26 protein-coding genes are annotated in these 25,394 nt (G+C 72.5%); 20 read left to right on the top strand and 6 right to left on the bottom strand.

Features of this window, described 5'->3' with window-relative positions; translation table 11 throughout:
- Positions 1-178: 178 nt before the first annotated feature.
- Complete coding sequence (gene dnaE / locus ACFRFC_RS26730) at positions 179-3,718, top strand: DNA polymerase III subunit alpha (RefSeq protein ID WP_382688749.1); 3,540 nt, start codon at positions 179-181, stop codon at positions 3,716-3,718.
- A 173-nt stretch (positions 3,719-3,891) separates the two neighbouring features.
- Here dnaE and ACFRFC_RS26735 read toward each other — a convergent pair whose 3' ends face one another.
- Positions 3,892-4,056 carry a hypothetical protein gene (locus tag ACFRFC_RS26735; RefSeq protein WP_382688746.1) on the bottom strand — a complete coding sequence of 55 codons (165 nt, stop codon included), beginning with the start codon at positions 4,054-4,056 and terminating at the stop codon, positions 3,892-3,894.
- Positions 4,057-4,281: 225 nt separating this feature from the next.
- Between ACFRFC_RS26735 and ACFRFC_RS26740 the strand changes: the two genes are divergently transcribed.
- The 4 genes from ACFRFC_RS26740 (at position 4,282) to ACFRFC_RS26755 (ending at position 8,484) form a co-directional block, all read left to right on the top strand.
- On the top strand, positions 4,282-5,493 hold the full coding sequence (locus ACFRFC_RS26740; protein ID WP_382688744.1) for an NYN domain-containing protein: 1,212 nt from the start codon (positions 4,282-4,284) through the stop codon (positions 5,491-5,493).
- Positions 5,494-5,656: 163 nt separating this feature from the next.
- Positions 5,657-6,631 carry an ABC transporter ATP-binding protein gene (locus ACFRFC_RS26745; RefSeq protein WP_382688818.1) on the top strand — a complete coding sequence of 325 codons (975 nt, stop codon included), beginning with the start codon at positions 5,657-5,659 and terminating at the stop codon, positions 6,629-6,631.
- Between the two features lie 256 nt (positions 6,632-6,887).
- On the top strand, positions 6,888-7,712 hold the full coding sequence (locus tag ACFRFC_RS26750; RefSeq protein ID WP_382688742.1) for an ABC transporter permease: 825 nt from the start codon (positions 6,888-6,890) through the stop codon (positions 7,710-7,712).
- A gap of 34 nt (positions 7,713-7,746) precedes the next feature.
- Positions 7,747-8,484: an AAA family ATPase gene (locus ACFRFC_RS26755; RefSeq protein WP_382688739.1), complete on the top strand. Its 738-nt coding sequence runs from the start codon at positions 7,747-7,749 to the stop codon at positions 8,482-8,484.
- A gap of 302 nt (positions 8,485-8,786) precedes the next feature.
- On the opposite strand, the gene ybaK is transcribed toward ACFRFC_RS26755, so the two are convergent.
- From ybaK to ACFRFC_RS26775, 4 genes are all read right to left on the bottom strand, one after another.
- Positions 8,787-9,290 (bottom strand): Cys-tRNA(Pro) deacylase, encoded by a 504-nt coding sequence (gene ybaK / locus ACFRFC_RS26760; protein ID WP_382688737.1) that lies wholly within the window; start codon positions 9,288-9,290, stop codon positions 8,787-8,789.
- 77 nt (positions 9,291-9,367) lie between these two features.
- On the bottom strand, positions 9,368-10,108 hold the full coding sequence (locus ACFRFC_RS26765; RefSeq protein WP_382688734.1) for an LON peptidase substrate-binding domain-containing protein: 741 nt from the start codon (positions 10,106-10,108) through the stop codon (positions 9,368-9,370).
- Positions 10,109-10,119: 11 nt separating this feature from the next.
- Complete coding sequence (locus ACFRFC_RS26770) at positions 10,120-11,184, bottom strand: hypothetical protein (protein ID WP_382688733.1); 1,065 nt, start codon at positions 11,182-11,184, stop codon at positions 10,120-10,122.
- Between the two features lie 511 nt (positions 11,185-11,695).
- Positions 11,696-13,276: an oxidoreductase gene (locus tag ACFRFC_RS26775; RefSeq protein ID WP_382688730.1), complete on the bottom strand. Its 1,581-nt coding sequence runs from the start codon at positions 13,274-13,276 to the stop codon at positions 11,696-11,698.
- A 320-nt stretch (positions 13,277-13,596) separates the two neighbouring features.
- Here ACFRFC_RS26775 and hisD point away from each other — a divergent pair, with 320 nt between their 5' ends.
- Genes hisD through hisF form a run of 8 tightly spaced genes read left to right on the top strand, consistent with a single transcriptional unit; the run spans position 13,597 to position 19,375 of the window.
- A complete protein-coding gene (hisD, locus tag ACFRFC_RS26780) occupies positions 13,597-14,922 on the top strand; it encodes a histidinol dehydrogenase (protein WP_382688727.1) in 1,326 nt (441 codons plus the stop codon).
- Entirely contained in the window at positions 14,919-16,064 is a 1,146-nt protein-coding gene (locus ACFRFC_RS26785; protein WP_382688725.1) for a histidinol-phosphate transaminase, read from the top strand. The genes hisD and ACFRFC_RS26785 overlap by 4 nt, the downstream gene beginning before the upstream one ends.
- The gene (gene hisB, locus ACFRFC_RS26790) at positions 16,061-16,654 is read left to right on the top strand and encodes an imidazoleglycerol-phosphate dehydratase HisB (RefSeq protein ID WP_382688722.1); all 594 of its coding nucleotides are present in this window, start codon (positions 16,061-16,063) and stop codon (positions 16,652-16,654) included. Before ACFRFC_RS26785 ends, hisB begins: the two co-directional genes overlap by 4 nt.
- Positions 16,651-16,815, top strand: coding sequence for a hypothetical protein (locus tag ACFRFC_RS26795; RefSeq protein ID WP_382688719.1), 165 nt, complete (start codon positions 16,651-16,653; stop codon positions 16,813-16,815). Before hisB ends, ACFRFC_RS26795 begins: the two co-directional genes overlap by 4 nt.
- Positions 16,806-17,453 (top strand): imidazole glycerol phosphate synthase subunit HisH, encoded by a 648-nt coding sequence (gene hisH / locus ACFRFC_RS26800; protein ID WP_382688716.1) that lies wholly within the window; start codon positions 16,806-16,808, stop codon positions 17,451-17,453. Before ACFRFC_RS26795 ends, hisH begins: the two co-directional genes overlap by 10 nt.
- Positions 17,453-18,181, top strand: a complete 729-nt coding sequence (gene priA / locus ACFRFC_RS26805) for a bifunctional 1-(5-phosphoribosyl)-5-((5-phosphoribosylamino)methylideneamino)imidazole-4-carboxamide isomerase/phosphoribosylanthranilate isomerase PriA (RefSeq protein ID WP_382688713.1) — start codon at positions 17,453-17,455, stop codon at positions 18,179-18,181. Before hisH ends, priA begins: the two co-directional genes overlap by 1 nt.
- On the top strand, positions 18,178-18,597 hold the full coding sequence (locus ACFRFC_RS26810) for a Rid family hydrolase (RefSeq protein ID WP_382688711.1): 420 nt from the start codon (positions 18,178-18,180) through the stop codon (positions 18,595-18,597). The genes priA and ACFRFC_RS26810 overlap by 4 nt, the downstream gene beginning before the upstream one ends.
- A 22-nt stretch (positions 18,598-18,619) precedes the next feature.
- Positions 18,620-19,375, top strand: a complete 756-nt coding sequence (gene hisF / locus ACFRFC_RS26815) for an imidazole glycerol phosphate synthase subunit HisF (RefSeq protein WP_382688709.1) — start codon at positions 18,620-18,622, stop codon at positions 19,373-19,375.
- A 230-nt stretch (positions 19,376-19,605) separates the two neighbouring features.
- Here hisF and ACFRFC_RS26820 read toward each other — a convergent pair whose 3' ends face one another.
- Positions 19,606-20,241: a TIGR03085 family metal-binding protein gene (locus ACFRFC_RS26820; protein ID WP_382688706.1), complete on the bottom strand. Its 636-nt coding sequence runs from the start codon at positions 20,239-20,241 to the stop codon at positions 19,606-19,608.
- A 173-nt stretch (positions 20,242-20,414) separates the two neighbouring features.
- Between ACFRFC_RS26820 and hisI the strand changes: the two genes are divergently transcribed.
- From hisI to trpM, 7 genes are all read left to right on the top strand, one after another.
- On the top strand, positions 20,415-20,825 hold the full coding sequence (gene hisI, locus ACFRFC_RS26825) for a phosphoribosyl-AMP cyclohydrolase (protein ID WP_382688704.1): 411 nt from the start codon (positions 20,415-20,417) through the stop codon (positions 20,823-20,825).
- Between the two features lie 11 nt (positions 20,826-20,836).
- On the top strand, positions 20,837-22,324 hold the full coding sequence (locus ACFRFC_RS26830; protein WP_382688702.1) for an anthranilate synthase component I: 1,488 nt from the start codon (positions 20,837-20,839) through the stop codon (positions 22,322-22,324).
- A gap of 52 nt (positions 22,325-22,376) precedes the next feature.
- Positions 22,377-23,030: a TIGR02234 family membrane protein gene (locus ACFRFC_RS26835; RefSeq protein ID WP_382688699.1), complete on the top strand. Its 654-nt coding sequence runs from the start codon at positions 22,377-22,379 to the stop codon at positions 23,028-23,030.
- 157 nt (positions 23,031-23,187) lie between these two features.
- Positions 23,188-23,463 (top strand): HGxxPAAW family protein, encoded by a 276-nt coding sequence (locus ACFRFC_RS26840; protein ID WP_382688697.1) that lies wholly within the window; start codon positions 23,188-23,190, stop codon positions 23,461-23,463.
- A gap of 221 nt (positions 23,464-23,684) precedes the next feature.
- Positions 23,685-24,164, top strand: a complete 480-nt coding sequence (locus ACFRFC_RS26845; RefSeq protein WP_382688694.1) for a DUF2752 domain-containing protein — start codon at positions 23,685-23,687, stop codon at positions 24,162-24,164.
- Positions 24,165-24,325: 161 nt separating this feature from the next.
- The gene (trpC, locus tag ACFRFC_RS26850) at positions 24,326-25,135 is read left to right on the top strand and encodes an indole-3-glycerol phosphate synthase TrpC (protein WP_382688691.1); all 810 of its coding nucleotides are present in this window, start codon (positions 24,326-24,328) and stop codon (positions 25,133-25,135) included.
- Positions 25,136-25,156: 21 nt separating this feature from the next.
- Positions 25,157-25,381: a tryptophan biosynthesis modulator TrpM gene (trpM, locus tag ACFRFC_RS26855; protein ID WP_382688688.1), complete on the top strand. Its 225-nt coding sequence runs from the start codon at positions 25,157-25,159 to the stop codon at positions 25,379-25,381.
- Positions 25,382-25,394 lie beyond the last annotated feature (13 nt).

Consider the following 25,394-nt stretch of genomic DNA (forward strand, 5'->3'; position numbering starts at 1 on the left):
GCCCACGCTGTGAAGGTACGCGGGGCGGGCGCCGGATTGTCAGTGCCGAGGCATAGACTCCGACGCTGTCCCCAGAAGTCTCCGCCCGCCTGTCACCCCGTGTCCGTGCCCCGCGCCCCGCGGGGGTGTTCCCGTCCGTCACCCCCTGTTGTTCCTGGTTGTTCCTGGAGGTCACACCGTGTCAAAGCCGCCGTTCACGCACCTGCACGTCCACACCCAGTACTCGCTGCTGGACGGTGCCGCGCGGCTGAAGGACATGTTCAACGCGTGCAATGAGATGGGCATGACCCATATCGCCATGTCCGACCACGGCAATCTGCACGGGGCGTACGACTTCTTCCACACCGCCAAGAAGGCCGGGGTCACCCCGATCATCGGGATCGAGGCGTATGTCGCCCCCGAGTCCCGGCGCAACAAGCGCAAGATCCAGTGGGGCCAGCCGCACCAGAAGCGGGACGACGTCTCCGGTTCCGGCGGCTACACCCACAAGACGATGTGGGCGGTGAACAGCAAGGGCCTGCACAACATCTTCCGGCTGTCCTCCGACGCCTACGCCGAGGGCTGGCTCCAGAAGTGGCCCCGGATGGACAAGGACACCATCTCCCAGTGGTCCGAGGGCATCGTCGCCTCCACCGGCTGCCCCTCCGGCGAGCTGCAGACCCGGCTGCGCCTCGGCCAGTTCGACGAGGCCCTCAAGGCCGCCGCCGACTACCAGGACATCTTCGGCAAGGACCGCTACTTCCTGGAGCTGATGGACCACGGCATCGAGATCGAGCACCGGGTCCGTGACGGCCTGCTGGAGATCGGCAAGAAGCTCGGCATCCCCCCGCTGGTCACCAACGACTCGCACTACACGTACGCGCACGAGTCGACGGCCCATGACGCGCTGCTGTGCATCCAGACCGGCAAGAACATCTCCGACCCCGACCGCTTCAAGTTCGACGGCACCGGCTACTACCTCAAGTCCACGGACGAGATGTACGCCATCGACTCCTCCGACGCCTGGCAGGAGGGCTGCGCCAACACCCTGCTGATCGCCGAGATGGTCGACACCACGGGCATGTTCGAGTCCCGCAACCTCATGCCGAAGTTCGACATCCCCGAGGGCTACACCGAGGTCACCTGGTTCCAGGAGGAGGTCCGCCTCGGCATGGAGCGCCGCTTCCCCGGCGGCGTCCCCGAGGACCGCATGAAGCAGGCCCACTACGAGATGGACGTGATCATCTCGATGGGCTTCCCGGGCTACTTCCTGGTGGTCGCCGACTTCATCATGTGGGCCAAGAAGCAGGGCATCGCGGTCGGCCCCGGCCGTGGCTCCGCGGCCGGCTCGATCGTCGCCTACGCCATGGGCATCACCGACCTCGACCCGATCCCGCACGGACTGATCTTCGAGCGGTTCCTGAACCCCGAGCGCATCTCGATGCCCGACGTCGACATCGACTTCGACGAGCGTCGGCGCGTCGAGGTGATCAGGTACGTGACGGAGAAATACGGCGCCGACAAGGTCGCCATGATCGGCACCTACGGCACCATCAAGGCCAAGAACGCGATCAAGGACTCCGCGCGGGTGCTCGGCTACCCGTACGCGATGGGCGACCGGCTCACCAAGGCCATGCCGCCGGACGTCCTGGGCAAGGGCATCCCGCTCTCCGGCATCACCGACACCGCCCACCCGCGCTACGGCGAGGCGGGCGAGATCCGCGGGATGTACGAGAACGAGCCGGATGTGAAGAAGGTCATCGACACCGCGCGCGGCGTGGAGGGCCTGGTCCGGCAGATGGGTGTGCACGCGGCCGGTGTGATCATGTCCAGCGAGACCATCACCGAGCATGTCCCGGTGTGGGTCAGGCACAGCGACGGCGTGACCATCACCCAGTGGGACTACCCGAGCTGTGAGTCGCTCGGCCTGCTGAAGATGGACTTCCTGGGCCTGCGCAACCTGACCATCATGGACGACGCCGTCAAGATGGTGAAGTTCAACAAGGGCATCGACATCGACCTGCTGGGCCTCCCGCTGGACGATCCGACGACCTTCGAACTGCTCCAGCGCGGCGACACCCTCGGCGTCTTCCAGTTCGACGGCGGCCCCATGCGCTCGCTGCTGCGGCTGATGAAGCCCGACAACTTCGAGGACATCTCCGCCGTGTCGGCCCTGTACCGGCCGGGCCCGATGGGCATGAACTCGCACACCAACTACGCCCTGCGTAAGAACCGCCAGCAGGAGATCACCCCGATCCACCCGGAGCTGGAGGCCCCCCTCAAGGAGGTCCTGGACGTCACCTACGGCCTGATCGTCTACCAGGAGCAGGTGCAGAAGGCCGCCCAGATCATCGCCGGGTACTCGCTCGGCGAGGCCGACATCCTGCGCCGCGTGATGGGCAAGAAGAAGCCCGAGGAACTGGCGAAGAACTTCACCATCTTCCAGGCCGGCGCCCGGAAGAACGACTACAGCGACGAGGCCATCCAGGGCCTGTGGGACGTCCTGGTCCCGTTCGCCGGATACGCGTTCAACAAGGCGCACTCGGCCGCGTACGGACTGGTCTCGTACTGGACCGCCTACCTCAAGGCGAACCACCCCGCCGAGTACATGGCCGGGCTGCTCACCTCGGTCAAGGACGACAAGGACAAGTCGGCGATCTATCTCAACGAGTGCCGCCGCATGGGCATCAAGGTGCTCCCGCCGAACGTCAACGAGTCGATGTCGAACTTCGCCGCGCAGGGTGACGACGTGATCCTCTTCGGCCTCTCCGCGGTGCGCAACGTCGGCACCAACGTGGTCGAGTCGATCATCAAGTCCCGCAAGGCCAAGGGGAAGTACGCCTCCTTCCCCGACTACCTCGACAAGGTCGAGGCCGTCGTCTGCAACAAGCGCACCACGGAATCCCTGATCAAGGCCGGTGCCTTCGACTCCATGGGGCACACCCGCAAGGGCCTGACCGCGCAGTACGAACCGATGATCGACAATGTGGTCGCGGTCAAGCGCAAGGAGGCCGAGGGACAGTTCGACCTCTTCGGCGGCATGGGCGAGGCCGACACCACCGAGCCCGGCTTCGGGCTGGACGTGGAGTTCGCGACCGAGGAGTGGGAGAAGACGTATCTGCTCGCCCAGGAGCGGGAGATGCTCGGGCTGTATGTCTCCGACCACCCGCTCTTCGGCCTGGAGCATGTGCTCTCCGACAAGGCGGACGCGGGGATCGCCCAGCTCACCGGCGGCGACTTCGGCGACGGCGCGGTGGTCACCATCGGCGGCATCATCTCCGGCCTCCAGCGCAAGATGACCAAGCAGGGCAACGCCTGGGCCATCGCCACCGTGGAGGATCTCGCGGGTTCCATCGAGTGCATGTTCTTCCCGGCGACGTACCAGCTGATCTCGACCCAACTGGTCGAGGACGCGGTGGTGTTCGTCAAGGGGCGGCTCGACAAGCGGGAGGACGTGCCGCGGCTGGTCGCGATGGAGCTGATGATCCCCGACCTGTCGAACGCGGGTGCCAACGCGCCGGTCGTGCTCACCATCCCGGCGACCCGGGTCACCCCGCCGATGGTCAGCCGTCTCGGGGAGATCCTCCAGCACCACAAGGGCGACAGCGAGGTGCGGATCAAGCTCCAGGGGCCGACGAAGACGACCGTGCTGCGCCTGGACCGGCTGAGGGTCAAGCCGGATCCGGCGCTGTTCGGCGACCTGAAGGTACTGCTGGGACCGTCCTGCCTGGCGGGCTGACCGGCGGCACATAGACATGTGACCGGCGCCTACGCGTGTGAGAATCGGCGCCTACGCGTGGGAGAGGGGCGCACCCCGGATGTGGGTGCGCCCCTCGTCATGTACCCGGGGCCGTGTGCGGGCCCTCGGATGTCCGGGCCGTATCGACCCTTTTGTGTAGATGTCAACAGATGTCAGTTGTGGCCGAAACGCTTCTGCCGGCCCTTGCGCGCCACGTCGGCAGGTGTCACCTGCGAGATGCGCTGCTCCGCCTGCGACTCCATCGAGGTCTGCTGGGCGGACTGCTGCCCGCGCTCGGACTGCGGCTGCTTCCGGTCCTGTTTCTTGTGCTTGGCCATGGTGATCAGCCTCCTGAGGGGGATCTAGGGGCCAGGGCCGGGACCAGACTCACATACGCCGCCAATGAACGCATTTCGGAGAATTACCGTGTGTAACAGGAGACGTGGCGCGGGTGGGACTCCGAAACGCCACGCCGAAGATCGAGTTCGGGCCGTTAACCTTCGCGCCGTCGGGCAGACTCGAAGAAAGCCCCAAGCAAACCTCCCAGGAAGAGGGTGAGTCGCGTGGACCGCTGCATCGTCCTGGTGGACGCCGGGTATCTGCTGGGGGCGGCCGCGAGCCTCCTGGCCGGAGAGCCCTCCAGGTCCCGCATCACCGTCGACCACGCCGCCCTCATCCAGGGCATCCGCGACCGCGCCGAGTCCGACACCCAGCAGCCGCTGCTGCGCATCTACTGGTTCGACGGCGCCCCCGACCGGGTGCCCCAGCCCGAGCACCGCAGACTGCGCGTGATGCCCCGGGTCACCGTCCGGCTCGGCGCGCTCACCCGCAGCGACGGACGCTGGGCGCAGAAGGGCGTCGACGCCGCGATGCACGCCGAGCTGACCGAACTGGCCCGCAACCGCGCCTGCTCCGATGTCGTGCTGGTCACCGGCGACGGCGATCTGCTGCCGGGCATGATGGCCGCCAAGGAGCACGGGGTCGCCGTCCATCTGTGGGCCGTACAGGCCGCCGACGGCGACTACAACCAGTCGGAGGACCTGGTCGCCGAGGCCGACGAGCGGCGGGTGCTGGACCGGGCCTGGATCACCCGGGCCGTGCAGGCCAAGGAACGGGTCTGCGCGCCGCCGCCCCAGCCCCGCCCGGAGATCGCCGCGATCCTGTCGGCACCGCTGCCCGAGACGGCCCTCGGCTCCGCCGCCGAGCGGCCCCGCGAGGAGACGGCCCACCCGGCCGCCGGGCAGCCCGGCTCCACCGAGGAGCGGGTACCGTCCGCCAAGGGCGTGCCCACCCCGAAGGACCTCGCCGCGCTGCGCGCCCCCGGCGCCCACCCGGACAAGCCCCACCCCGCCTCGGCGACCCTGCGCTGGTCCTCCGACAAGGGCTGGGTGGACCGCCCCGGCACCGCCGCAGAGCCGCCCGAGGTCGCCTCCATGCCGACGCTGGCGCAGCTGACCACGGCCGAGCAGCGCTGGGCGGACCGCGAGGAGGACATCACCACGGTCGGCGGCGACCCCTTCGAGGTCGGCCAGGTCTTCGCCCGCCGCTGGCTGTCCCGCCTCGGCGACCAGATCCATGTCCAGCGCCTGTCCGGCATGTACCCGCGCATCCCGCACCGCGTCGACGGCGAACTCCTGCGCTACGCCGCTCGCTTCGGGCTCCTCGCCCACAAGGACGACCAGATCGACGAACACGACCGGTACGCGATCCGCGCGGGCTTCTGGCGGGAGATCGACGTCCGCACGGGAGTGGAGCACGCGCCGGCGGGGGACTGAGGGCGGCAGGCGGGCGGGGGTCCCGTTCCCTTCGGAGCGCTGTCATTTGCGGTGGATTCGGGGGCAACGGGCGACCCGGGAGCGGGCCGGTGACAGCGACCCCTTAGGCTCCTCCCTTGTGAGTACGCGCGCGGCAGGGGCCATCCACGACACGCGTGAGGTCGTGTGCGCGGTGCGCGGGCTGACCAAGACCTATCCGGCGGTACGGGGCCGGCGTGGGGTTCCCGCCACTGTCGAGGTACGGGCGGCCGACGACGTACGGCTCGAAGTGCGGCGCGGCGAGATCTTCGGGCTGCTCGGGCCGAACGGCGCCGGGAAGTCCACCGTCGTACGGCAGATGACCGGTCTGATGCGGCCCGACCGGGGCAGCGTCGAGATCCTCGGGCACGACATCGTGCGCCACCCCGAGCGGGCCTCGCGGATCCTCGCCTACCTCGGGCAGGAGTCCACCGCGCTGGACGAGCTGACCGTCTCGCTGGCCGCCGAGACCACCGGGCGGCTGCGCGGTCTGCCGGTGAAGCGGGCGCGCGCCGAGCGCGATGACGTACTGGACGAACTGGGGCTCGCGCCGATCGCCGGGCGGGCGCTGAACAAGCTGTCCGGCGGCCAGCGGCGGCTCGCCTGTTTCGCCGCCGCGCTGGTCGGCGAACGGCCCCTGCTGGTGCTGGACGAGCCGACCACGGGCATGGACCCGGTGGCGCGGCGCGCGGTGTGGTCCGCCGTGGACCGCCGGCGGGCCGAGCGCGGTACGACCGTGCTGCTGGTCACCCACAACGTCATCGAGGCCGAGACCGTACTGGACCGGGTCGCCGTCCTGGACCGGGGCCGGGTGATCGCCTGCGACACCCCGACCGGGCTCAAGGAGCGGGTCGCCGGTGAGGTACGGGTGGAGCTGGTGTGGCGCGAGCGGGCGCCGCTGGAGGTGCCCGAGGTCGCCGCGCTGCGCGAGGCCGCCGTCGAGTCCGGCCGGCGCTGGACGCTCCGGCTGGCCCCCGACGAGGCCCGCGCGGTCGTCGCCACCGTCACCGGCGGGGCCGCGTTCGCCGCGCTGGACGACTTCACGCTCGCCACGCCCAGCCTGGAGGACGTGTACCTCGCCCTCGGCGGCGGGGCCCGGCAGGGACTGGTGAAGGCGTGAGGGCGTTGAGCGGGGCGGGCCCGCGGACCGTATACGTGGGCGGGGTGGGCCGGACCGCCACGGGACCGCGCCCTGGGAACCTGCGGGACCCTGGGAACCTGCGGGACCCTGGGAACCCGCGGGACCCCGAGTACCCGCAGGACTCCGAGAACCGGCAGGACCCCGAGAACCGGCAGGACCCCGAGAACCCGCAGGACCCCAAGAACCCGCAGGACCCCGAGAACCCCGAGAACCCCGGGAAGGGGAGCAGCGCGACGTGAGTGTCGTACCCGCAGAGGTGCTGCCGGGCAGTGCCCTGGCCACGGAGGAACGCCCCCGGCGGGCCGCCGCCGAGCTGGGGCCGAAGGCGCGGCTGTGGCCGTCGCTGGCCGCCGTGTACCGGGCGCAGCTGTCGCGGGCGCGGGTCGCGCGGATCCCGCTGCTGTTCGTGGCGACCTTCCAGTCCGTCGGCATCCTGATCATGATGCGCGGGGTGGTGGAGGGCGGCAGCCAGGCCGAGGCCGTGGTCGCCGGGTCGTCGATCCTGGTCGTCGCGTTCGTCGCGCTGAACCTGCTCGCCCAGTACTTCGGGCAGCTGCGGGCCACCGGCGGGCTCGACCACTACGCCACCCTGCCGGTGCCGCCGGCCGCGGTGGTGCTGGGCGCGGCGGGCGCGTACGCGTCCTTCACCGTGCCGGGGACCGTGGTCACGGCCGTCTTCGGGTGCGTGCTGTTCGGGCTGCCGCTGACCAACCTGTGGATCCTCGTCGCCGTGATCCCGCTGGCCGGGGCCGCGCTCGCCGGGCTCGGCGCGGCGCTCGGGCTGCTCGCGCCCCGGCCGGAGCTGGCGACGCTGCTCGGGCAGCTGGGGATGTCGGCGGCACTGCTGCTGGGCGTGCTGCCACCCGAGCGGATGCCGGAGGCGGTACGTCTCGCCCGCGATCTGCTGCCTTCGACGTACGGCGTCGAGGCGTACGCGCGGACCTTCTCCGGGCGCACCGAGTGGGCGTACGTCCTCGGCGACCTGGCCGTGTGCGCCGGGGTCGGGGTGATCTCGCTGGCGGTGGCCACCTGGGCCTACCGCCGGGCCGCCGTCCGATGACGCGCCGCACAGGCGGTACTGGCACGATGTCAGGGTGACCGCTCCCTTGACGCCGCCGCCTCCGCCGCACGAGTCCTCGCACAGCAGTCCGCACGACGAGTCCTCGCCCGGAGACCCGGTGTGGCACGCGCCCGCGGACACCCCGTCGTGGGACGCCGGGACCGGCAAGCCCGCGGGGCCCGCGCTGCGCACCGAGATACGCGAGGCCGGCGTGATCCTGGTCGCGCTGGCGGTACTGGGGGTGGGGCTCGGGGCGCTGTGGGTGTGGCTGGCGCCGCGGGTGGCCCTCGTGGGCGACGTGGTGGACGGCACGTGGGCGGTGTACGTGCGGGACACCGAGGGGGAGCAGGCGATCGGCGCGGACGGCACGTTCACTCTGCTGGCGCTGGCGTTCGGGGCCGTGACCGCGCTCGCGGTGTTCGTGTGGCGGCGGCGGGGCGGGGTGCCGCTGGTGCTCGCCCTCGGCCTCGGCGGACTTCTCGCCTCCGTCATCGCCTGGCGGGTCGGGGTCTGGCTCGGCCCCACGGACGACGTACTGGCCCACGCGAAGGAAGCCGGGCAGGGGGCCACCTTCTCGGCCCCACTGACACTCGGCGCGAAGGGCGCGCTGCTGGCCTGGTCGGTGGCGGCACTGCTGGTCCACCTGGGACTGACGGCCCTGTTCGCCCCCCGCGACGAGGACCCGGAGCCCCCGGGCGGGCGACAGCCGCAGGAGGTCGGGGGACAGACCCAGGGCCTCACCGACGGGGGCGAGGGGCAGGGCGCGCACTGACCGGGACCGGGTGGGGGCTTTTGAGATCCGCGCCGGGCACTGATCGGGACCGGGTGGGGGCCTTTGAGATCCGCGCCGCGCACTGATCGGGGTCGGGCGGAGACCCTAGAGGGCCGCGCCGCGCACTGATCCGGGCCGGGGGCGGGCGTCCTTGAGGTCCCCGCCGCTCACTGCTCGACCTCGGTCAGGCGCCGTCCCCAAGGGGCGCGGGGAACTGCGCGACCAGCCACACACCACCCGCACCCGAACAACGCCCGACCCACCCTCTACGCCGCCCCCCTCCGACACCCCCCGGCGAGGGGCTACGCACGCCCGATCGGCGCGAGGACGGCCCCGGTGAGTACCTGGAGATCGACGGGGGACACCTCGACCTCCAGCCCCCGCCGCCCACCGGACACACAGATCGTGGCATGGCCGGAGGCCGACACGTCCACCACCGTCGGCAGCCTCCGGCGCTGACCCAGCGGCGAGATACCACCCCGGACATAGCCCGTCGTGCGCTCGGCCAGCGCCGGGTCCGCCATCGCCGCCCGCTTGCCGCCCACCGCCGCGGCCAGCGCCTTCAGGTCCAGCGACCCGGCGACCGGCACCACGGCGACCGTGAGCGCCCCGTCGACGTCCGCCACCAGCGTCTTGAACACCCGTTCGGGGGACACGCCCATCGCCTCGGCCGCCTCCTCCCCGTACGAGGGGTGGGCGGGGTCGTGGTCGTAGGCGTGGACCGTGTACGGCACCCCCGCCGCCGTCAGCGCCACCGTCGCCGGTGTGCCGCCGGACTGCTGCTTCTGCTTCGCCTTCTTCGCCATCCGCCTGTGCCAGTTCTGTCGGTTCGGTCGGGACTCGCCGCCAGGTCCAGCCCCGCCGGTCATTCCGGACTCACCGGTCAGTTCTGACTCATCGGCCCACGGGTCAGATCCGCCGCCGGCAAGGACGGCAGCGTACGGATGATCGCGGTCTCCGTGCGCAGGAGTTTCAGCTCGTCGCGCAGCCGGGACGCCGCGTCCGGCGCCTGGAGCAGTCGCTGCTTGGCCGGGGTGTCCAGCATCATCGCGGCGGCCACCAGGTACGACACCACCTGCGGCTCGTCCGGCAGCTCGGCGCCGCCCGCCAGGGACCGCTCGCGCGCCCCCGCCAGCCGCTTCTGGTACTGCCGGAACGCCCGCAGCACGCCCTGCGCCAGCGCCCCCGCCTCGTCCCCCGGCTCCTCCGGCAGCGGCTCCAGCTCGGCCGTCAGGAACGGCCCGGACGCGTCCACGGACAGCACCCGCACCCGGGTCGTCCCGGTCGCGAGCACCTCGAACGTGCCGTCGGGCCGCTCGCGGATCGTCGCCGCGTCCGCCACGCACGCCACGCCGTGGAACGACTTCTGCGGGTCGGGGCCGAAGCCCGCCGCGGGCCCGCGTTCGGGCAGCGCGGTGGGATCGGGCATGCCGGGGCCGCTCGTGGCCACCTCGTGGCCGTCGCGGATCGCCACCACGGCGAAGCGGCGCGGTTCGTCCTCGGGCGTCTTCAGGAGCGTGCGCATCATCGCGCGATAGCGCTCCTCGAACACATTGAGCGGGAGCACCAGCCCCGGGAACAGCACGGAGTTCAGCGGGAAGAGCGGGAGCCGGACGGTCGTCACGCCGCAGAAGCCTAGTGGTCGCCGCGGTCGGCGTGTCCCGCATGCCCACCTGATGGATGGACGGACCCCGTCCGCACCGCCCCGAACGGGGCCGTCCGCAGCTCCCGGCGGGCCAGCAGGAACAGGCCCAGCGGGTCGTCCGCGACCCGGTCCCAGGGGAACGACGTGGCGTACGGGCCGATCAGCCGCAGCTGCTCCAGCGCGTCCGCGCGCCGGTCCAGCCGCAGCAGCACGTACGCCAGCACATTGCGGATCTCGGCCGGCCACGGGTCGGCCGCCGCGAACGCGGCCGACAGATCGATCGCGCGGTCCGCCGCCGCGTCCAGCCGGGCACGCGGCAGCGCCTCGCCGCAGCCGTCGGTGAGGTAGCCGAACGCGGCCCGCACCGGCAGCGCCCGCACGAGTGATCCGCGCGGGGCGTCGTCGGCGGCGGGCTCGGCGAAGTCGAAGCACTCGCGGTGCGAGCCGTGCCAGGAGGCGGCGAGGTACTTCAGCGCGGCGACATGACAGCCGTAGTGATGCGGCGAGCGCCGTACCGCCTCCGTCCACAGCCGCTCGAACTCGGCGTGCCCCGCAGACCCGGCGTGCGCCCCCCGCGCCCGGTCCAGCGCGAGCCGCCACGGCACCGGATCGTGCGGTACGGCGTCGGCGGCGGCGCTCACCAGCGCGCCCACCGGCGCCAGCAGCTCGGCACGGGCCGGGGAGCGCCAGGCCCGGTCCGCGGCGAGCTGGGCGGCGAGCAGCAGCGCGTCCGGGTCGTCGGGGGCGGCGGCCTGCCAGTCCTGGAACCACTCGGTGCGGGCGTGGGCGAACGCGGCGAGGCGGCGGGCGTAGCGGTCGCGGTTCTCCCACTCGGCCGCCTCGCGGGTGCCGGACAGCAGCCCGGCCGCCGCCGCCCACTCCCCGCGCCCGGCCGCGACCAGCGCGGGGCCGAGCCGGTCGTCGGGCGCGTCGAGCAGCACCTCGTCGTCGGCCGGCAGTCCGGCGGGGAGGTGCCCGGTGGACCGGTGCCCGGCACCCCGGTCGATCCGGGCACCGCGCAGGAAAGGGGGCAGCAGAGCCATGGTGTCGACCATTGAAAGTCCGCGAATCCGCCCCGCGCCAGCCTCTCCACACAACCTCCGGAAAGTTGTACGCGGCCGGGTCAAGGCCGGGTAAAGGGTAGGGGTCGGCAATACGGGGCCGGGGGAGCGGAAACGGCGACGCCGCCCCGGGCTGCCCGCGCGGACACCGCCGGGCGCTCCTCGCGCGGCGCGCGGGTCGGCTGTCGACCCCCGGTTCGCCGCTCGCGCGGCGTCCCTGCGCCGCCCATGCGGCGTTCCCGTGCCACCCTGCCGCGCCCTGCCGCCCTGCCGCCCTGCCGCCCCGGCCGCGCCGTGCTCGCCGAGACAGCGCCCCACCTCGCTGCCTACGCCGCGCCGTGCCGCCCTGCCGTCCCGCCGCGCCGTGCTCGCCGCGACAGCTCCGCGCCGCGCCCCCGCGCCGCCCCCCGTGCTCGCCGCGACGCGCCCCCGCGCTCGCCACCCACGCCCCCCCGCACCCCCACCCCTCACCCTCAGCCCCTCCCCTCACCCCCACCCCCTCCCCTCACCCCCTCCGCAGCAACCGCGTAGCCCCCGCCGCCACCGTCGTCGCCAGGACCCAGCCGGACAGGATCAGGCCCGCCGCCAGCCACTGCCAGCCGCCGCGGAGCTGCCAGAAGCCGACCTGGCCCAGGTCGATGACCGGCAGGAGCAGGTCCAGGGCGAACAGCGCCGGGTTCCACGGGGGGTCGCCCGCGCTGCCGCCCGCCCGGGGCTTCCCGGCGTACGCGAAGGCCAGGGAGCCCGCCGCCCACAGGACCGCCATCCACACCGCCGCGCGGCCCGGCCGGTAGCCGTAGGCCACCGTGACGTCCTGGGCGTACCCCCAGAGCTTGGCGCCCGGCGGGAGCGTCTCGCGGCGGCGGCGCTGCTTGGCGAGGAGCACCTCGCGGGCGTCCTCGTCCTCGCCGCCCTCGCGCAGCACGGCGGCCAGCCGCTCGTACGGCTCCGGGTTGTACTCGGCGGTCGCCGCCGCCACCCACGCCAGCCGCTCGGCCAGCGGGAACGGGCCCTGCGGCACCAGGTTCTCGTAGGTGAAGCCGCCCATGTGGAGCCTGCCCGGCCCCGGCCACGCGCTCGCCCGGTCGATCAGGATGACGGTCCGGGCGCCGGACAGCACCACCTTGCCGCGCTGCGGCGGCTCCCCGAGGAAGCGCAGCTCGGGCACCTGGACCCGGCGCAGCGACAGTTCCTGGTCGTCGGTGAAGACGAACCGGGCCCGCTCCATGTCCACCGCGTCCCCGAACCGCCCGTCGTCCAGCCGGATCCCGCCCCGGCACTCGAAGCGCTGCACCGGCGTCCCGTGCGTCGGCGTCCGCCCGCTGAGCTGGATGCCGCCCAGGCCCGCCGGGGTGAGGTACAGCGTGCGCTCCACGGTCAGCTGCGGGGCGTTCAGCGCCAGCCGGGAGTACGGGTTGGCCAGCCGGGCCCCGCGCAGGCTCAGCGAGACCCCGACGGTGGCGCCGCGCAAGCTCACCTCGCCATGGGACTCCAGCATCTCCGCCTGGAGGTCCTGCCCGACCGACAGCCCGTCCGCCGCGATCGAGCGCCCGCTGCGGTCCCGGTGCACCACCGCCTGGTTGAGCAGCAGATCCGTACCGATGTGCGCGTCGGTCAGCCGCACCCCGTGGTGGAAGCGGCAGCGCGGCAGATGCAGATCGCCCTCGGTGTGCACCCGCGCCGCCTCAAGACGCGGCACCGAGCAGTCGATCAGCCGGACCGTGCGGAACCGCGCCTCCGGCAGCAGCACCTCGCCCTCGAAGCGGCAGCGCCGCAGCTCCACGTACGGCTCGACCGCCCCGCCCGCCAGATCCAGCGTGCCGCTGATCCGCGCGCCGGTCAGCTTCAGCGCGGCGACCCGGCCCGCGAGCGGCGGCGGGCCGTCCAGGAGCAGCCAGCACACGATGCGCGCCCGAACGGTCCGCCCGGGCCCCCACGGGTGCCCGCCGTGTGGGTCGTCCACAGCGGTGTCACCGCTGCTCAGGTCGTACTCGCCGCCGGTGCGGTAGGCCCGCCACAGGCCGGCCTCGGTGTCGGTCAGATCCTGCGGTGGCTCCACGGTCCGCAGGCCGGCCCCCTCGGTCACGGTGTCCTTCCTCCCCGGTCCCCGACCGGTCCATCGCTGGTCCTCGGCTGGTCCTTCGCTGGTCCTTCGCCGCTGCCGCGCCCTCGCTGCTGCGCCCTGTGGGTCGCACGGGGTCGCACAGGTTCGTACAGCCGTTCATGCCCGCTGGGTGACGGATTGAACACGGAAAGTGAAGAGGATCATGGTTGATTTCACGGGCGGTCACCGCCAGTTGTGTCGATCAGTTGTGTCGATCACCGCGGCGCCGGTGCCGGCGGGGTCTGTATCAACCATTGATACGCGCGAACGGTGTCCGACGGCGGTCTGCGAGAATTGACCCCGTGATCTCCCGAATCGATCTGCGCGGCGACGCCCTCCCCGAGGGACCCGCCCTGCGCGACCTGCTGCCCCGAGCCGACTTCGACGTCTCGGCCGCCCTGGACAAGGTGCGTCCGATCTGCGAGGCCGTGCATCATCGGGGCGACGCGGCGCTGATCGACTTCGCGGAGAAGTTCGACGGCGTGCGGCTGGAGCGGGTGCGGGTGCCCGCCGAGGCGCTCACGCGGGCCCTCGCGGAACTCGACCCGGCCGTGCGGGCGGCGCTGGAGGAGACCATCCGGCGCACCCGGATCGTCCACCGCGCACAGCGCCGTACGACGCACACCACCCAGGTCGTGCCCGGCGGCACCGTCACCGAGAAGTGGGTCCCCGTCGACCGGGTCGGGCTGTACGCGCCCGGCGGACGGTCCGTCTACCCCTCGTCCGTGATCATGAACGTCGTGCCCGCGCAGGAGGCCGGCGTCCCCTCCCTCGCGCTCGCCTCCCCCGCCCAGCGGGAGTTCGGCGGGCTGCCGCACCCCACCATCCTCGCCGCGTGCGCCCTGCTCGGCGTGGAGGAGGTGTACGCGGCCGGCGGCGCGACGGCCGTCGCGATGTTCGCGTACGGCACCGAGTCCTGCCCGCCCGCCAACCTGGTCACCGGCCCCGGCAACATCTGGGTCGCCGCCGCCAAGCGCTACTTCACCGGGAAGATCGGCATCGACGCCGAGGCCGGGCCGACCGAGATCGCGATCCTCGCCGACGACACCGCCGACCCGGTGCACGTGGCCGCCGACCTGATCAGCCAGGCCGAGCACGACCCGCTGGCCGCCGCCGTCCTCGTCACCGACTCGATCGAGCTGGCCGACGCGGTGGAGAAGGAACTGGCCCCCCAGGTCGCCGCCAGCAAGCATGTCGAGGACCGGATCACGCCCGCGCTCAGCGGCAAGCAGTCCGCGATCGTGCTGGTCGACGGGGTGGCGGACGGACTGCGGGTCGTCGACGCGTACGGCGCCGAGCACCTGGAGATCCACACCCGCGACGCCGCCGCCGTCGCCGACCGGGTGCGCAACGCGGGCGCGATCTTCATCGGCCCCTGGGCGCCGGTCTCGCTCGGCGACTACGCGGCGGGCTCCAATCACGTCCTGCCCACCGGCGGCTGCGCCTGCCACTCCTCCGGCCTGTCCGTGCAGTCCTTCCTGCGCGGCATCCACCTCGTCGACTACACGCGCGACGCGCTCGCGGATGTCGCCCATCACGTGGTGACCCTGGCGGAGGCCGAGGATCTGCCCGCGCACGGCGCGGCGATCAAGGCGAGGTTCGACTGGAAGGTTCCCGAGGGCAAGTGACCGGCAACACCGCACCGACCGCCGGGGACGGGCTCCCCGTGCGCATCGACGACCTCCCCGTCCGCGCCGAACTGCGCGGCAAGACCCCGTACGGCGCCCCCCAACTGGACGTGCCCGTACGTCTGAACACCAACGAGAACCCCTACCCGCTGCCCGAGGCGCTCGTCGAGCGGATCGCGGAGCGGGTGCGGGAGGCGGCCCGCCACCTCAACCGCTACCCGGACCGGGACGCGGTCGAGCTGCGCACCGGGCTCGCCGCCTACCTCACCGACACCTCCGGGTACGAGGTCGGCCTCGCCAACGTCTGGGCCGCCAACGGCTCCAACGAAATCATCCAGCAGCTGCTCCAGACCTTCGGCGGGCCCGGCCGTACCGCGATCGGCTTCGAACCGTCGTACTCGATGCACGCGCTGATCGCGCGCGGTACCGGCACCGGCTGGATCTCCGGGCCGCGCGCCGAGGACTTCACCGTCGACCTGCCCGCCGCCGAGCGGGCCATCGCCGAGCACCGGCCCGACGTCGTCTTCCTCACCACCCCCAACAACCCCACGGGCAACGCGATGCCGCCCGGGACCGTCCTCGCGCTGTACGAGGCCGCGCAGGCCGCCAAGCCGTCCATGGTCGTGGTCGACGAGGCGTACATCGAGTTCAGCCACGGCGACTCACTGCTGCCGCTGCTCGAAGGCCGCCCGCACCTCGTCGTCTCGCGCACGATGTCCAAGGCGTTCGGCGCGGCCGGCCTGCGCCTGGGCTATCTCGCCGCGCACCCGGCCGTCGTGGACGCGGTCCAGCTGGTCCGGCTGCCCTACCACCTCTCCGCCGTCACCCAGGCGACCGCGCTGGCCGCCCTGGAACACACCGGGACCCTGCTCGGCTACGTCGAGCAGCTCAAGACCGAACGGGACCGGCTGGTCGCCGAACTGCGCGCCATCGGCTACGAGGTCACCGCGTCCGACGCGAACTTCGTGCAGTTCGGCCGGTTCGAGGACGCCCACGAGGTCTGGCGGAAGATCCTCGACCGGGGCGTGCTGGTCCGGGACAACGGCGTACCGGGGTGGCTGCGGGTCACCGCCGGGACACCCGAAGAGAACGACGCGTTCCTCGACGCGGTCCGTGAGCTGAAGAAGGAGCACGAAGCATGAGCCGCACAGGACGCGTGGAGCGGACGACCAAGGAGACCTCCGTCCTGGTCGAGATCGACCTCGACGGCACCGGGAAGGTCGAGGTGGCCACCGGCGTCGGCTTCTACGACCACATGCTCGACCAGCTCGGCCGGCACGGTCTGTTCGACCTGACCGTGAAGACCGAGGGCGATCTGCACATCGACACCCACCACACCATCGAGGACACCGCCCTCGCCCTGGGCGCCGCCTTCAAGCAGGCCCTCGGCGACAAGGTCGGCATCTACCGCTTCGGCAACTGCACGGTCCCGCTGGACGAATCCCTCGCCCAGGTGACCGTCGACCTGTCCGGCCGCCCGTACCTCGTGCACACCGAGCCCGAGAACATGGCGCCCATGATCGGCGCCTACGACACCACCATGACCCGGCACATCCTGGAATCCTTCGTCGCCCAGGCGCAGATCGCGCTGCACGTGCACGTGCCGTACGGGCGCAACGCGCACCACATCGTGGAGTGCCAGTTCAAGGCGCTGGCCCGGGCCCTGCGCTACGCCTCGGAGCGCGACCCGCGCGCCGCCGGGATCCTCCCCTCCACGAAGGGCGCCCTGTGAACGGCACCTCGACCCTGCTGATCATCGTCGGCCTGTTCCTGGCCGGCGGGGTCTACTCCTTCGCCAAGCAGAAGATGCCGAAGAACCTGCTGGTGCTGCTCGCCGTCGGCGCCGCGATGTGCCTGGTCGCGGGCGTGCTGCGACTGGAGGTGTGGAGTTGACCGCTGCCAAGAGCGTCGTCGTCCTCGACTACGGCTTCGGCAATGTGAGGTCCGCCGAGCGCGCCCTCGCCCGCGCGGGCGCCGACGTGGAGATAACGCGCGACTTCGACAAGGCGATGAACGCCGACGGTCTGCTGGTGCCCGGCGTCGGCGCCTTCGCCGCCTGCATGAACGGGCTGCGCGAGGCGCGCGGGGACTGGATCGTCGGCCGTCGGCTGGCCGGCGGGCGCCCGGTGATGGGCATCTGCGTCGGCATGCAGATCCTCTTCGCGCGGGGCATCGAGCACGGAGTGGAGACCGAGGGGCTGGACGAGTGGCCCGGCTCGGTCGAGCCGCTCCAGGCCGACATCGTGCCCCACATGGGCTGGAACACCGTCGACGCCCCCACAGGCTCCGCGCTGTTCGCCGGTCTCGACCCGGACGCCCGCTTCTACTTCGTGCACTCCTACGCGGTCCACGACTGGACGCTGGAGATCACCAACGCCGCCCTGCGCGCCCCGCTGGTCAGCTGGACCACGCACGGCGAGCCGTTCGTGGCGGCCGTCGAGAACGGCGCCCTGTGGGCCACCCAGTTCCACCCCGAGAAGTCCGGCGACGCCGGCGCACAGCTGCTGACCAACTGGATCGGAACCCTCTGATGACCGCGAAGCTCGAACTCCTCCCCGCCGTGGACGTCCGCGACGGCCAGGCCGTGCGCCTGGTGCACGGCGAGTCCGGCACGGAGACCTCCTACGGCTCCCCGCTGGAGGCCGCCCTCGCCTGGCAGCGCGCGGGCGCCGAGTGGCTGCACCTGGTCGACCTGGACGCCGCCTTCGGCACCGGCGACAACCGCGAGCTGATCTCCGAGGTCACCCGGGCCATGGACATCAAGGTCGAGCTGTCCGGCGGCATCCGCGACGACGCCTCGCTGGCCGCCGCCCTCGCCACCGGCTGCACCCGCGTCAACCTGGGCACCGCCGCCCTGGAGACCCCCGAGTGGGTCGCCGGGATCATCGCCGAGCACGGCGAGAAGATCGCGGTCGGCCTCGACGTACGCGGTACGACCCTGCGCGGCCGGGGCTGGACCCGCGACGGCGGCGACCTCTACGAGACGCTGGAGCGCCTCGACAAGGAGGGCTGCGCGCGGTACGTGGTCACCGACATCGCCAAGGACGGCACCCTCCAGGGCCCCAACCTGGAGCTGCTGAAGAGCGTCTGCGCGGCGACGGACCGGTCGGTCGTGGCCTCCGGCGGCGTGTCGTCGCTGGACGACCTGCGGGCCATCGCCGAACTGGTACCCCTCGGGGTGGAGGGCGCCATCGTCGGCAAGGCGCTCTACGCGAAGGCGTTCACCCTGGAGGAAGCCCTGGAGGCGGTGTCGTCATGACGTCCGACGCCGTGCGGCGCGTACAGGGCGAGAGCCCCTGGGAGGAGACCTTCGGCTCCGCGCGGGCCGTCGCGGCCGGGGACCGGGTGCTGGTGGGCGGCACCACGTCCTTCCGGGGCAGCGTGCTCTACGGGGAGGGCGACCCCTACGAGCAGGCCAAGGTGGCGTTCACCAGCGCGATCGAGGCGATCGGTGAGTTCGGCCTCGGGATCGGGTCCGTGATCCGCACGCGCGTGTACCTGTCCCATCCACGGGACGTGGACGACGCGGCCCGCGCCCACAAGGAACTCTTCGACGCGGTGCGCCCGGTGACGACCCTCCTGGTGGTGGAGGGGTTCGTCGATCCGCGCATCCTGGTCGAGGTCGAGCTGGAAGCGTTCAGAGGCGCTGCGGACGCCGACGTGAGTGCGACGTGAGTGCGAGAGGAGCCGTGGAGTCATGACCCTGGCGGTCCGAGTCATCCCCTGCCTGGACGTGGACAACGGCCGGGTCGTCAAGGGCGTCAATTTCCAGAACCTGCGCGACGCGGGCGACCCCGTCGAGATGGCCAAGGTGTACGACGCCGAGGGCGCCGACGAGCTGACGTTCCTGGACATCACCGCGTCCTCGGGCAACCGGGAGACCACCTACGACGTGGTGCGCCGCACCGCCGAACAGGTGTTCATCCCGTTGACCGTCGGGGGCGGCGTGCGCACCACCGAGGACGTGGACAAGCTGCTGCGGGCCGGTGCCGACAAGGTCGGCGTCAACACCGCCGCCATCGCCCGTCCCGAGCTGATCCGGGAGATCGCCGAGCGGTTCGGCCGTCAGGTGCTGGTGCTGTCGGTGGACGCCCGCCGCACCGCGTCCGGCGCCTTCGAGGTGACCACCCACGGCGGCCGCCGGGGCACCGGTATCGACGCCGTGGAATGGGCCCACCGGGCCGCGGAACTGGGCGCGGGCGAGATCCTGCTCAACTCCATGGACGCGGACGGCACCAAGGACGGCTACGACCTCGAAATGATCGCGGCCGTCCGTAAACACGTCACCATCCCCGTGATCGCCTCCGGCGGCGCGGGCCGTCTCACCGACTTCCCCCCGGCCATCGAGGCGGGCGCGGACGCGGTCCTGGCCGCCTCCGTCTTCCACTTCGGCGACCTGCGGATCGGCGAGGTCAAACAGACCTTGCGGGAGGCGGGCCATCCGGTGCGGTGAGGCTGTCCGGGGGCGGATGCCTGGGTGAGGCCCTGCGCAGGTGAGGCTGAGGCGCCCCCTGCGCCCACCCCAGGGGTCGTTCGGGGTGAAGTGCTCCCGGCTTGCGCGGCCGGGGGCGTACGGGGTGGAAGGTGCCCTCCCGTGCCGTACGGGACGTGAGGAGCCCCCTGCGTGCGCCCCAGAGGTCGTACGGGGTCGTCCGGCGTGGGGCGCCCTCCCGCCTCCGCCGCTCAGATCCCGAGCTGTTTGGCCTCCCGCAATTTCGCGATGGCGCTCTCCTCGCCCTCCAGGGCCACCCTGGCCGCGCCCTGGCGGCCACAGACGAACAGGAGCAGCTCGGAGGGCTCGCCCGTGGCGGTGACCACCGGGGCGCCCTTGTGGGCGATCGCGGTCTGGCCGTCGGGGCGGCGCAGCACCAGGCCGGTGGGGGCGGTGCGGCCCATCAGCCGGGCCGTGCGCTCCAGACGGGACCACAGGGCGTCCTGGAACACCGTGTCCAGCTCCCGGGTGGTCCAGTCGGGCTGGGCGCGCCGGACGTCCTCGGTGTGGACGTAGAACTCGACGGTGTTCGACGCCTCGTCGATCTGCTTCAGGGAGAACGGCGAGAAACGCGGCGGACCGGTACGGATGAGCTGGATCAGCTCCTCGTACGGCTTCGCCGTGAACTCCTCCGTCACCTTGTCCAGGCGGGACGCGAGCTGCTTGATGAGGATGCCGCCGGCGGCATCGGGGCGGCGCTCGCGCACCACCACGTGCGCGGCGAGATCACGGGTGGTCCAGCCCTCGCACAGAGTGGGGGCGTCCGGACCGGTGGTCTCCAAGAGATCGGCGAGGAGAAGCCGTTCACGCTTGGCAAAGGTCGACATACGTTCAGCGTACGACCGGGCACCGACAACGCCCAGCGGACGCCCGCGCGCGGGTGGCCCCGCGCGCCCGCGACACCCCACGGTCCCCGGGACCGTCCCAGGGACCACCCCACCGTGTCCGGTCACCGGACAGGCACCCTCGGTCGCCGCGCGGGCGCGGCACAATGGCTGGCATGACCAGTACGCCGTCCCCCAGCGGGCCCAGCGGCCTCGACCCCGAGATCGCCGCCCGCCTCAAGCGCAGCGCGGACGGGCTCCTGCCCGCCATCGCCCAGCAGTACGACACCGGTGAGGTGCTGATGCTGGGCTGGATGGACGACGAGGCGCTGCACCGCACCCTGACCACCGGCCGCTGCACCTACTGGTCGCGCAGCCGCCAGGAGTACTGGGTCAAGGGCGACACCTCCGGCCACTTCCAGTGGGTGAGGTCGGTCGCCCTGGACTGCGACGCGGACACCGTCCTGGTCCAGGTCGACCAGGTGGGCGCCGCCTGCCACACGGGCGCGCGGACCTGCTTCGACGCGGACGTCCTCCTCAAGGACGGCACCGGCGCCGGTTCCGGCGTACCGGGCGCGGATCAGTAGGGTCGGCCGCCATGGACCTCGACACGTTCCGCAAGCTCGCCTCCGACCGCCGGGTCATCCCGGTCACCCGCAAGCTGCTGGCCGACGGCGACACCCCGGTCGCCCTCTACCGCAAGCTCGCCGCCGAACGCCCCGGCACCTTCCTGCTGGAGTCCGCGGAGAACGGCCGGACGGCGTTCCAGTGGTCGCGCTACTCCTTCGTCGGCGTCCGCAGCGCCGCCACCCTCACCGAGCGCGAGGGCCGCACCCACTGGCTGGGCACACCGCCCGCGGGCGTCCCCGCCGACGGCGACCCGCTCGCCACCCTGCGCGCCACCATCGAGGCCCTGCACACCCCCCACCAGGACGGCCTGCCGCCCTTCACCGGCGGCATGGTCGGCTATCTCGGGTACGACATCGTGCGCCGCCTGGAGAAGATCGGCCCCGGCGACCGCGACGACCTCCGGCTGCCCGAGCTGACCATGCTGCTGACCAGCGATCTCGCCGTCATGGACCACTGGGAGGGCTCCGTCCTGCTGATCGCCAACGCGATCAACCACAACGACCTCGCCACGGGCGTGGACGAGGCGTACGCCGACGCGGTGGCCCGGCTGGACGCCATGGAGGCCGACCTCGGCCGCGCGGTCGCCCAGCCGCCCGCCGTGCTGCCGCCCTCGGAGCTGCCCGAGTACACCGCGCTGTGGGGCGGCCCCGACTTCCGGGACGCCGTCGACGACATCAAGGAGCGGATCCGGGCCGGAGAGGCGTTCCAGGTGGTCCCCTCCCAGCGCTTCGAGACGCCGTGCACGGCGAGCGCGCTGGACGTGTACCGGGTCCTGCGCGCCACGAACCCGTCGCCGTACATGTACCTCTTCCGCTTCGACGGCTTCGATGTCGTCGGCTCCAGCCCCGAGGCGCTCGTCAAGGTCGAGGACGGGCAGGCCATGGTGCACCCCATCGCCGGGACCCGGCACCGGGGCGCGACCCCGCAGGAGGACCAGGCCCTCGCCGACGAACTGCTCGCCGACCCCAAGGAGCGCGCCGAGCACCTGATGCTGGTCGACCTGGGCCGCAACGACCTGGGACGGGTCTGCGAGCCCGGTTCCGTCGAGGTCGTCGACTTCATGTCCGTCGAGCGCTACTCGCACGTCATGCACATCGTCTCCACGGTCACCGGCCGGGTCGCCGCCGGCCGCAGCGCCTTCGACGTGCTCACCGCCTGCTTCCCCGCGGGCACCCTCTCCGGCGCCCCCAAGCCCCGCGCCATGCAGATCATCGACGAACTCGAACCCTCCCGGCGCGGCCTGTACGGCGGCTGCGTGGGCTACCTGGACTTCGCGGGCGACTCGGACACCGCCATCGCCATCCGCACCGCCCTGCTCCGCGAGGGCACCGCCTACGTCCAGGCGGGCGCCGGCATCGTCGCCGACTCCGACCCGGTCGCCGAGGACCAGGAGTGCCGCAACAAGGCCGCGGCGGTGCTCCGCGCGGTCCATACGGCGAACCGGCTCGCACAATAGGGCGCTTCTCACGTGAACCCCGCGTGACACGGGGCGGGGGAGGCAAGCGATAGTGGAGTACGTGACTGCCGTACCTCACCCCCGCACCGTGGCTGTCGGCTCCCTCCGGGCCGGCCGGCTCAGCCTCGCCCTCGCCCTGATGTTCGGCGCGCTCGGCGCGGCCGTGGCGCTGCTGGCCACCCGGCAGCAGTGGTCGGCGGGCACCGCCACCGTGGCCGGCGGCGACTTCCCGCTCACCGCCAGCGGCAGCGATGTCACGGGCGTGCCCGCGGCGCTGGCCATAGTGGGACTCGCCGCCATGGTCGCCGTCTTCGCCGTCCGCCGCTCCGGGCGCTACGCGGTCGCCGCCCTGCTCGCCCTGTCCGGCGCCGGCACCCTCGCCGCCGCGCTGCTGGGCGCCTCCGACAGCGCCGCCCTCGACGAGAAGGCGGCCCAGGCGTCCGGCGACACCGCCGCCACCGTCGACTCCCTCAGCCACACCGCGTGGCCCTACGTCGCCGCTGTCGGCGGTGCCCTCATCCTGCTGGCCGGACTCCTCGCCCTGCGCTACGGCCGTTTCTGGCCCGCCATGTCCGGCCGCTACGAGCGCGCCGGCACCGCCCGCACCCCCCGCCGGGCCCCCGCCCCCCTCGACCCCGACCGCCCCGAGGACCTCTGGAAGGCCCTGGACCGCGGCGAGGACCCCACGGGCGGCGACAAACCCTAGGGACCTTCGTCCCGGGCCGCAGGTCCCGATGTGGCGAACGGGACACGATCCGGGCCGACCCCCGCGTCCGGCACGCGCGCGGGTACGGGACAATGGAGCCAGAGCGTCCCGCTCGACACGCACACAGCCCACGCGCACAGCAAAGAGGAGCAAAGCAATGGCGGACAGCAGCCACGGTCACACCCCGGCCGCATGGACGGGTGCCGGCATCGTGTTCATCGGGTTCTGCGTGGCGGGCGTCTTCATGGTGGCCGACAACCCGCTCGGCTTCTGGGCCGGCATGGCGATCACCCTCCTCGGCGGCGCGGTCGGCGGCATCATGAGCGCGATGGGCCTGGGCCTGCCGAAGAAGAAGCCGCTGAAGATGGTGCAGGCCGCCGCGCCTGCCAAGCGGCCCGCCGTGACCCGCGAGCCGGTTCCTGCGGAGAGCTGACCCGCCGTACGACACGCCGTCGTACGACACGCCTCGTACGGCGTGGGGGCTGGCGGAGGTGGTTGGCCGGGTGCGGGTAGTCGGTGGCTGGTCGCGCAGTTCCCCGCGCCCCTGAGGCGTCACGGCCGACCCCCGCTCACCTGCCAAGGACATCGCCGCCCCCACGAGCGCCCTCCACCCCCACCCCCTCAGGGGGGCGTCCCGCCGCCCCGCGCGGCACAATGCGAGGCGTGACCGCCGACAGCCCGCGCGTGAATCCCGCCCCCGCCCCCGCCCCCGGTGTCGCAGCCGCCCCCGCCTCCGCCTCCGTGGCCCGGCGGCTGGCCACCCCCGTCGGGGTGATCGTGGCCCTGGGTGCCGCCTTCGCCTATGTCGGTGCCGTCGACCCCAACGAGCCCGGCCACTACCCCGCCTGCCCGCTGCTCCAGTACACCGGCATCTACTGCCCCGGCTGCGGCGGTCTGCGCAGTGCCTACGCCGTCGCGCACGGCGATCTCGCCGCCGCCTTCCAGGCGAACGCCGCCGCGGTCGTCGGCTACGCGTTCTTCGCCGTCGTATGGACCGTCTGGGTGGTTCGCGCGGCGCGCGGGCGGCCGATGCGCGTCGACCCGCATCCGGCCTGGCTGTGGGCGGCGGGCGCCGCGCTGCTGGTTTTCACGGTTGTCCGGAACTTGCCCTTCGGTGGCTGGTTGCATCCTTGATCATTTACTGTCCGTCCAGGTAGTGGGACCGGCGTCAACCTGATTCGGGGCCTACGCCTTCCTGCGGATACCATCGCTATGACCACCGGTTTCCGCCCCCGGGCCGCAGCGGCCCGCAGGGCGAGGACCGAAGCCGAACCGTCTGGAAGGGGGCCGCTCGCGTGAGTGTGCTCGACGAGATCATCGACGGAGTCCGTGCCGACCTCGCGGAGCGGCAGGCGCGCGTCAGCCTCGACGAGCTGAAGGAGCGCGCGGCGAAGGCTCCCGCCGCCCGGGACGGCATCGCCGCGCTCCGGGGCGAAGGCGTCAAGGTCATCTGCGAGGTCAAGCGCTCCAGCCCCTCCAAGGGCGCGCTCGCCGCGATCGCCGACCCGGCGGGACTGGCCGCCGACTACGAGGCGGGCGGCGCGGCCGTCATCTCCGTCCTCACCGAACAGCGCCGCTTCGGCGGTTCCCTGGCCGACCTGGAGGCGGTCCGCGCGCGCGTGGGCATCCCCGTGCTGCGCAAGGACTTCATCGTCACCTCGTACCAGCTGTGGGAGGCCCGCGCGTACGGCGCCGACCTCGCGCTGCTGATCGTCGCCGCCCTGGACCAGCCCGCCCTGGAGTCGCTGATCGAGCGCGCCGAGTCCATCGGGCTCACCCCGCTCGTCGAGGTCCACGACGAGGACGAGGTCGAGCGGGCGGTCGACGCGGGCGCCAAGGTCATCGGTGTCAACGCGCGCAATCTCAAGACCCTGGACGTCGACCGCGGCACCTTCGCGCGCGTCGCCCCCGAGATCCCGGCCGGCCTGGTCAAGATCGCCGAGTCCGGCGTCCGCGGCCCGCACGACCTGATCGCCTACGCCAACGACGGCGCCGACGCCGTCCTGGTCGGCGAGTCCCTGGTCACCGGCCGCGACCCCAAGTCCGCCGTGGCCGACCTGGTCGCGGCGGGCGAACACCCGGCACTGCGCCATGGCCGGGGCTGACCCCCGGTAGGCTGACGCCCGATGACTCTCACCGTGACCACCGTGGACCGGCACGCGCGCCTCGCGCGCGGCTGCCGCCCCAGGGGCTGCCGTGCCCCGGCGAGGCGGGTCCACGGCCGCAGGGTGCGGTACGTCATCGGTGACGAGCCGGGCCAGGTGAACGGCCGCCGATGGCAGCGCGCCCCTCAGGGGCGCGTCCGTGAAGTCCCGTCCGGCCGGCGACACCTGGCACCGCGTTCCCGCTGAGGCTCTGCGCCTC

Source organism: Streptomyces sp. NPDC056734, from assembly GCF_042790455.1.
GTDB lineage: Bacteria > Actinomycetota > Actinomycetes > Streptomycetales > Streptomycetaceae > Streptomyces.

What these genes read in the sequence shown, in the direction of transcription:
- ACFRFC_RS26810 (WP_382688711.1), top strand. Translation starts at nt 18,178, where the DNA reads ATGACGTCCGACGCCGTGCGGCGCGTACAGGGCGAGAGCCCCTGGGAG.
- hisI (WP_382688704.1), top strand. Translation starts at nt 20,415, where the DNA reads ATGACCAGTACGCCGTCCCCCAGCGGGCCCAGCGGCCTCGACCCCGAG.
- ybaK (WP_382688737.1), bottom strand. Translation starts at nt 9,290, where the DNA reads ATGGCGAAGAAGGCGAAGCAGAAGCAGCAGTCCGGCGGCACACCGGCG.
- ACFRFC_RS26770 (WP_382688733.1), bottom strand. Translation starts at nt 11,184, where the DNA reads ATGGTCGACACCATGGCTCTGCTGCCCCCTTTCCTGCGCGGTGCCCGG.
- ACFRFC_RS26845 (WP_382688694.1), top strand. Translation starts at nt 23,685, where the DNA reads ATGCGAGGCGTGACCGCCGACAGCCCGCGCGTGAATCCCGCCCCCGCC.
- hisF (WP_382688709.1), top strand. Translation starts at nt 18,620, where the DNA reads ATGACCCTGGCGGTCCGAGTCATCCCCTGCCTGGACGTGGACAACGGC.
- trpM (WP_382688688.1), top strand. Translation starts at nt 25,157, where the DNA reads ATGACTCTCACCGTGACCACCGTGGACCGGCACGCGCGCCTCGCGCGC.
- ACFRFC_RS26735 (WP_382688746.1), bottom strand. Translation starts at nt 4,056, where the DNA reads ATGGCCAAGCACAAGAAACAGGACCGGAAGCAGCCGCAGTCCGAGCGC.
- hisB (WP_382688722.1), top strand. Translation starts at nt 16,061, where the DNA reads ATGAGCCGCACAGGACGCGTGGAGCGGACGACCAAGGAGACCTCCGTC.
- ACFRFC_RS26820 (WP_382688706.1), bottom strand. Translation starts at nt 20,241, where the DNA reads ATGTCGACCTTTGCCAAGCGTGAACGGCTTCTCCTCGCCGATCTCTTG.
- ACFRFC_RS26830 (WP_382688702.1), top strand. Translation starts at nt 20,837, where the DNA reads ATGGACCTCGACACGTTCCGCAAGCTCGCCTCCGACCGCCGGGTCATC.
- ACFRFC_RS26840 (WP_382688697.1), top strand. Translation starts at nt 23,188, where the DNA reads ATGGCGGACAGCAGCCACGGTCACACCCCGGCCGCATGGACGGGTGCC.
- priA (WP_382688713.1), top strand. Translation starts at nt 17,453, where the DNA reads ATGACCGCGAAGCTCGAACTCCTCCCCGCCGTGGACGTCCGCGACGGC.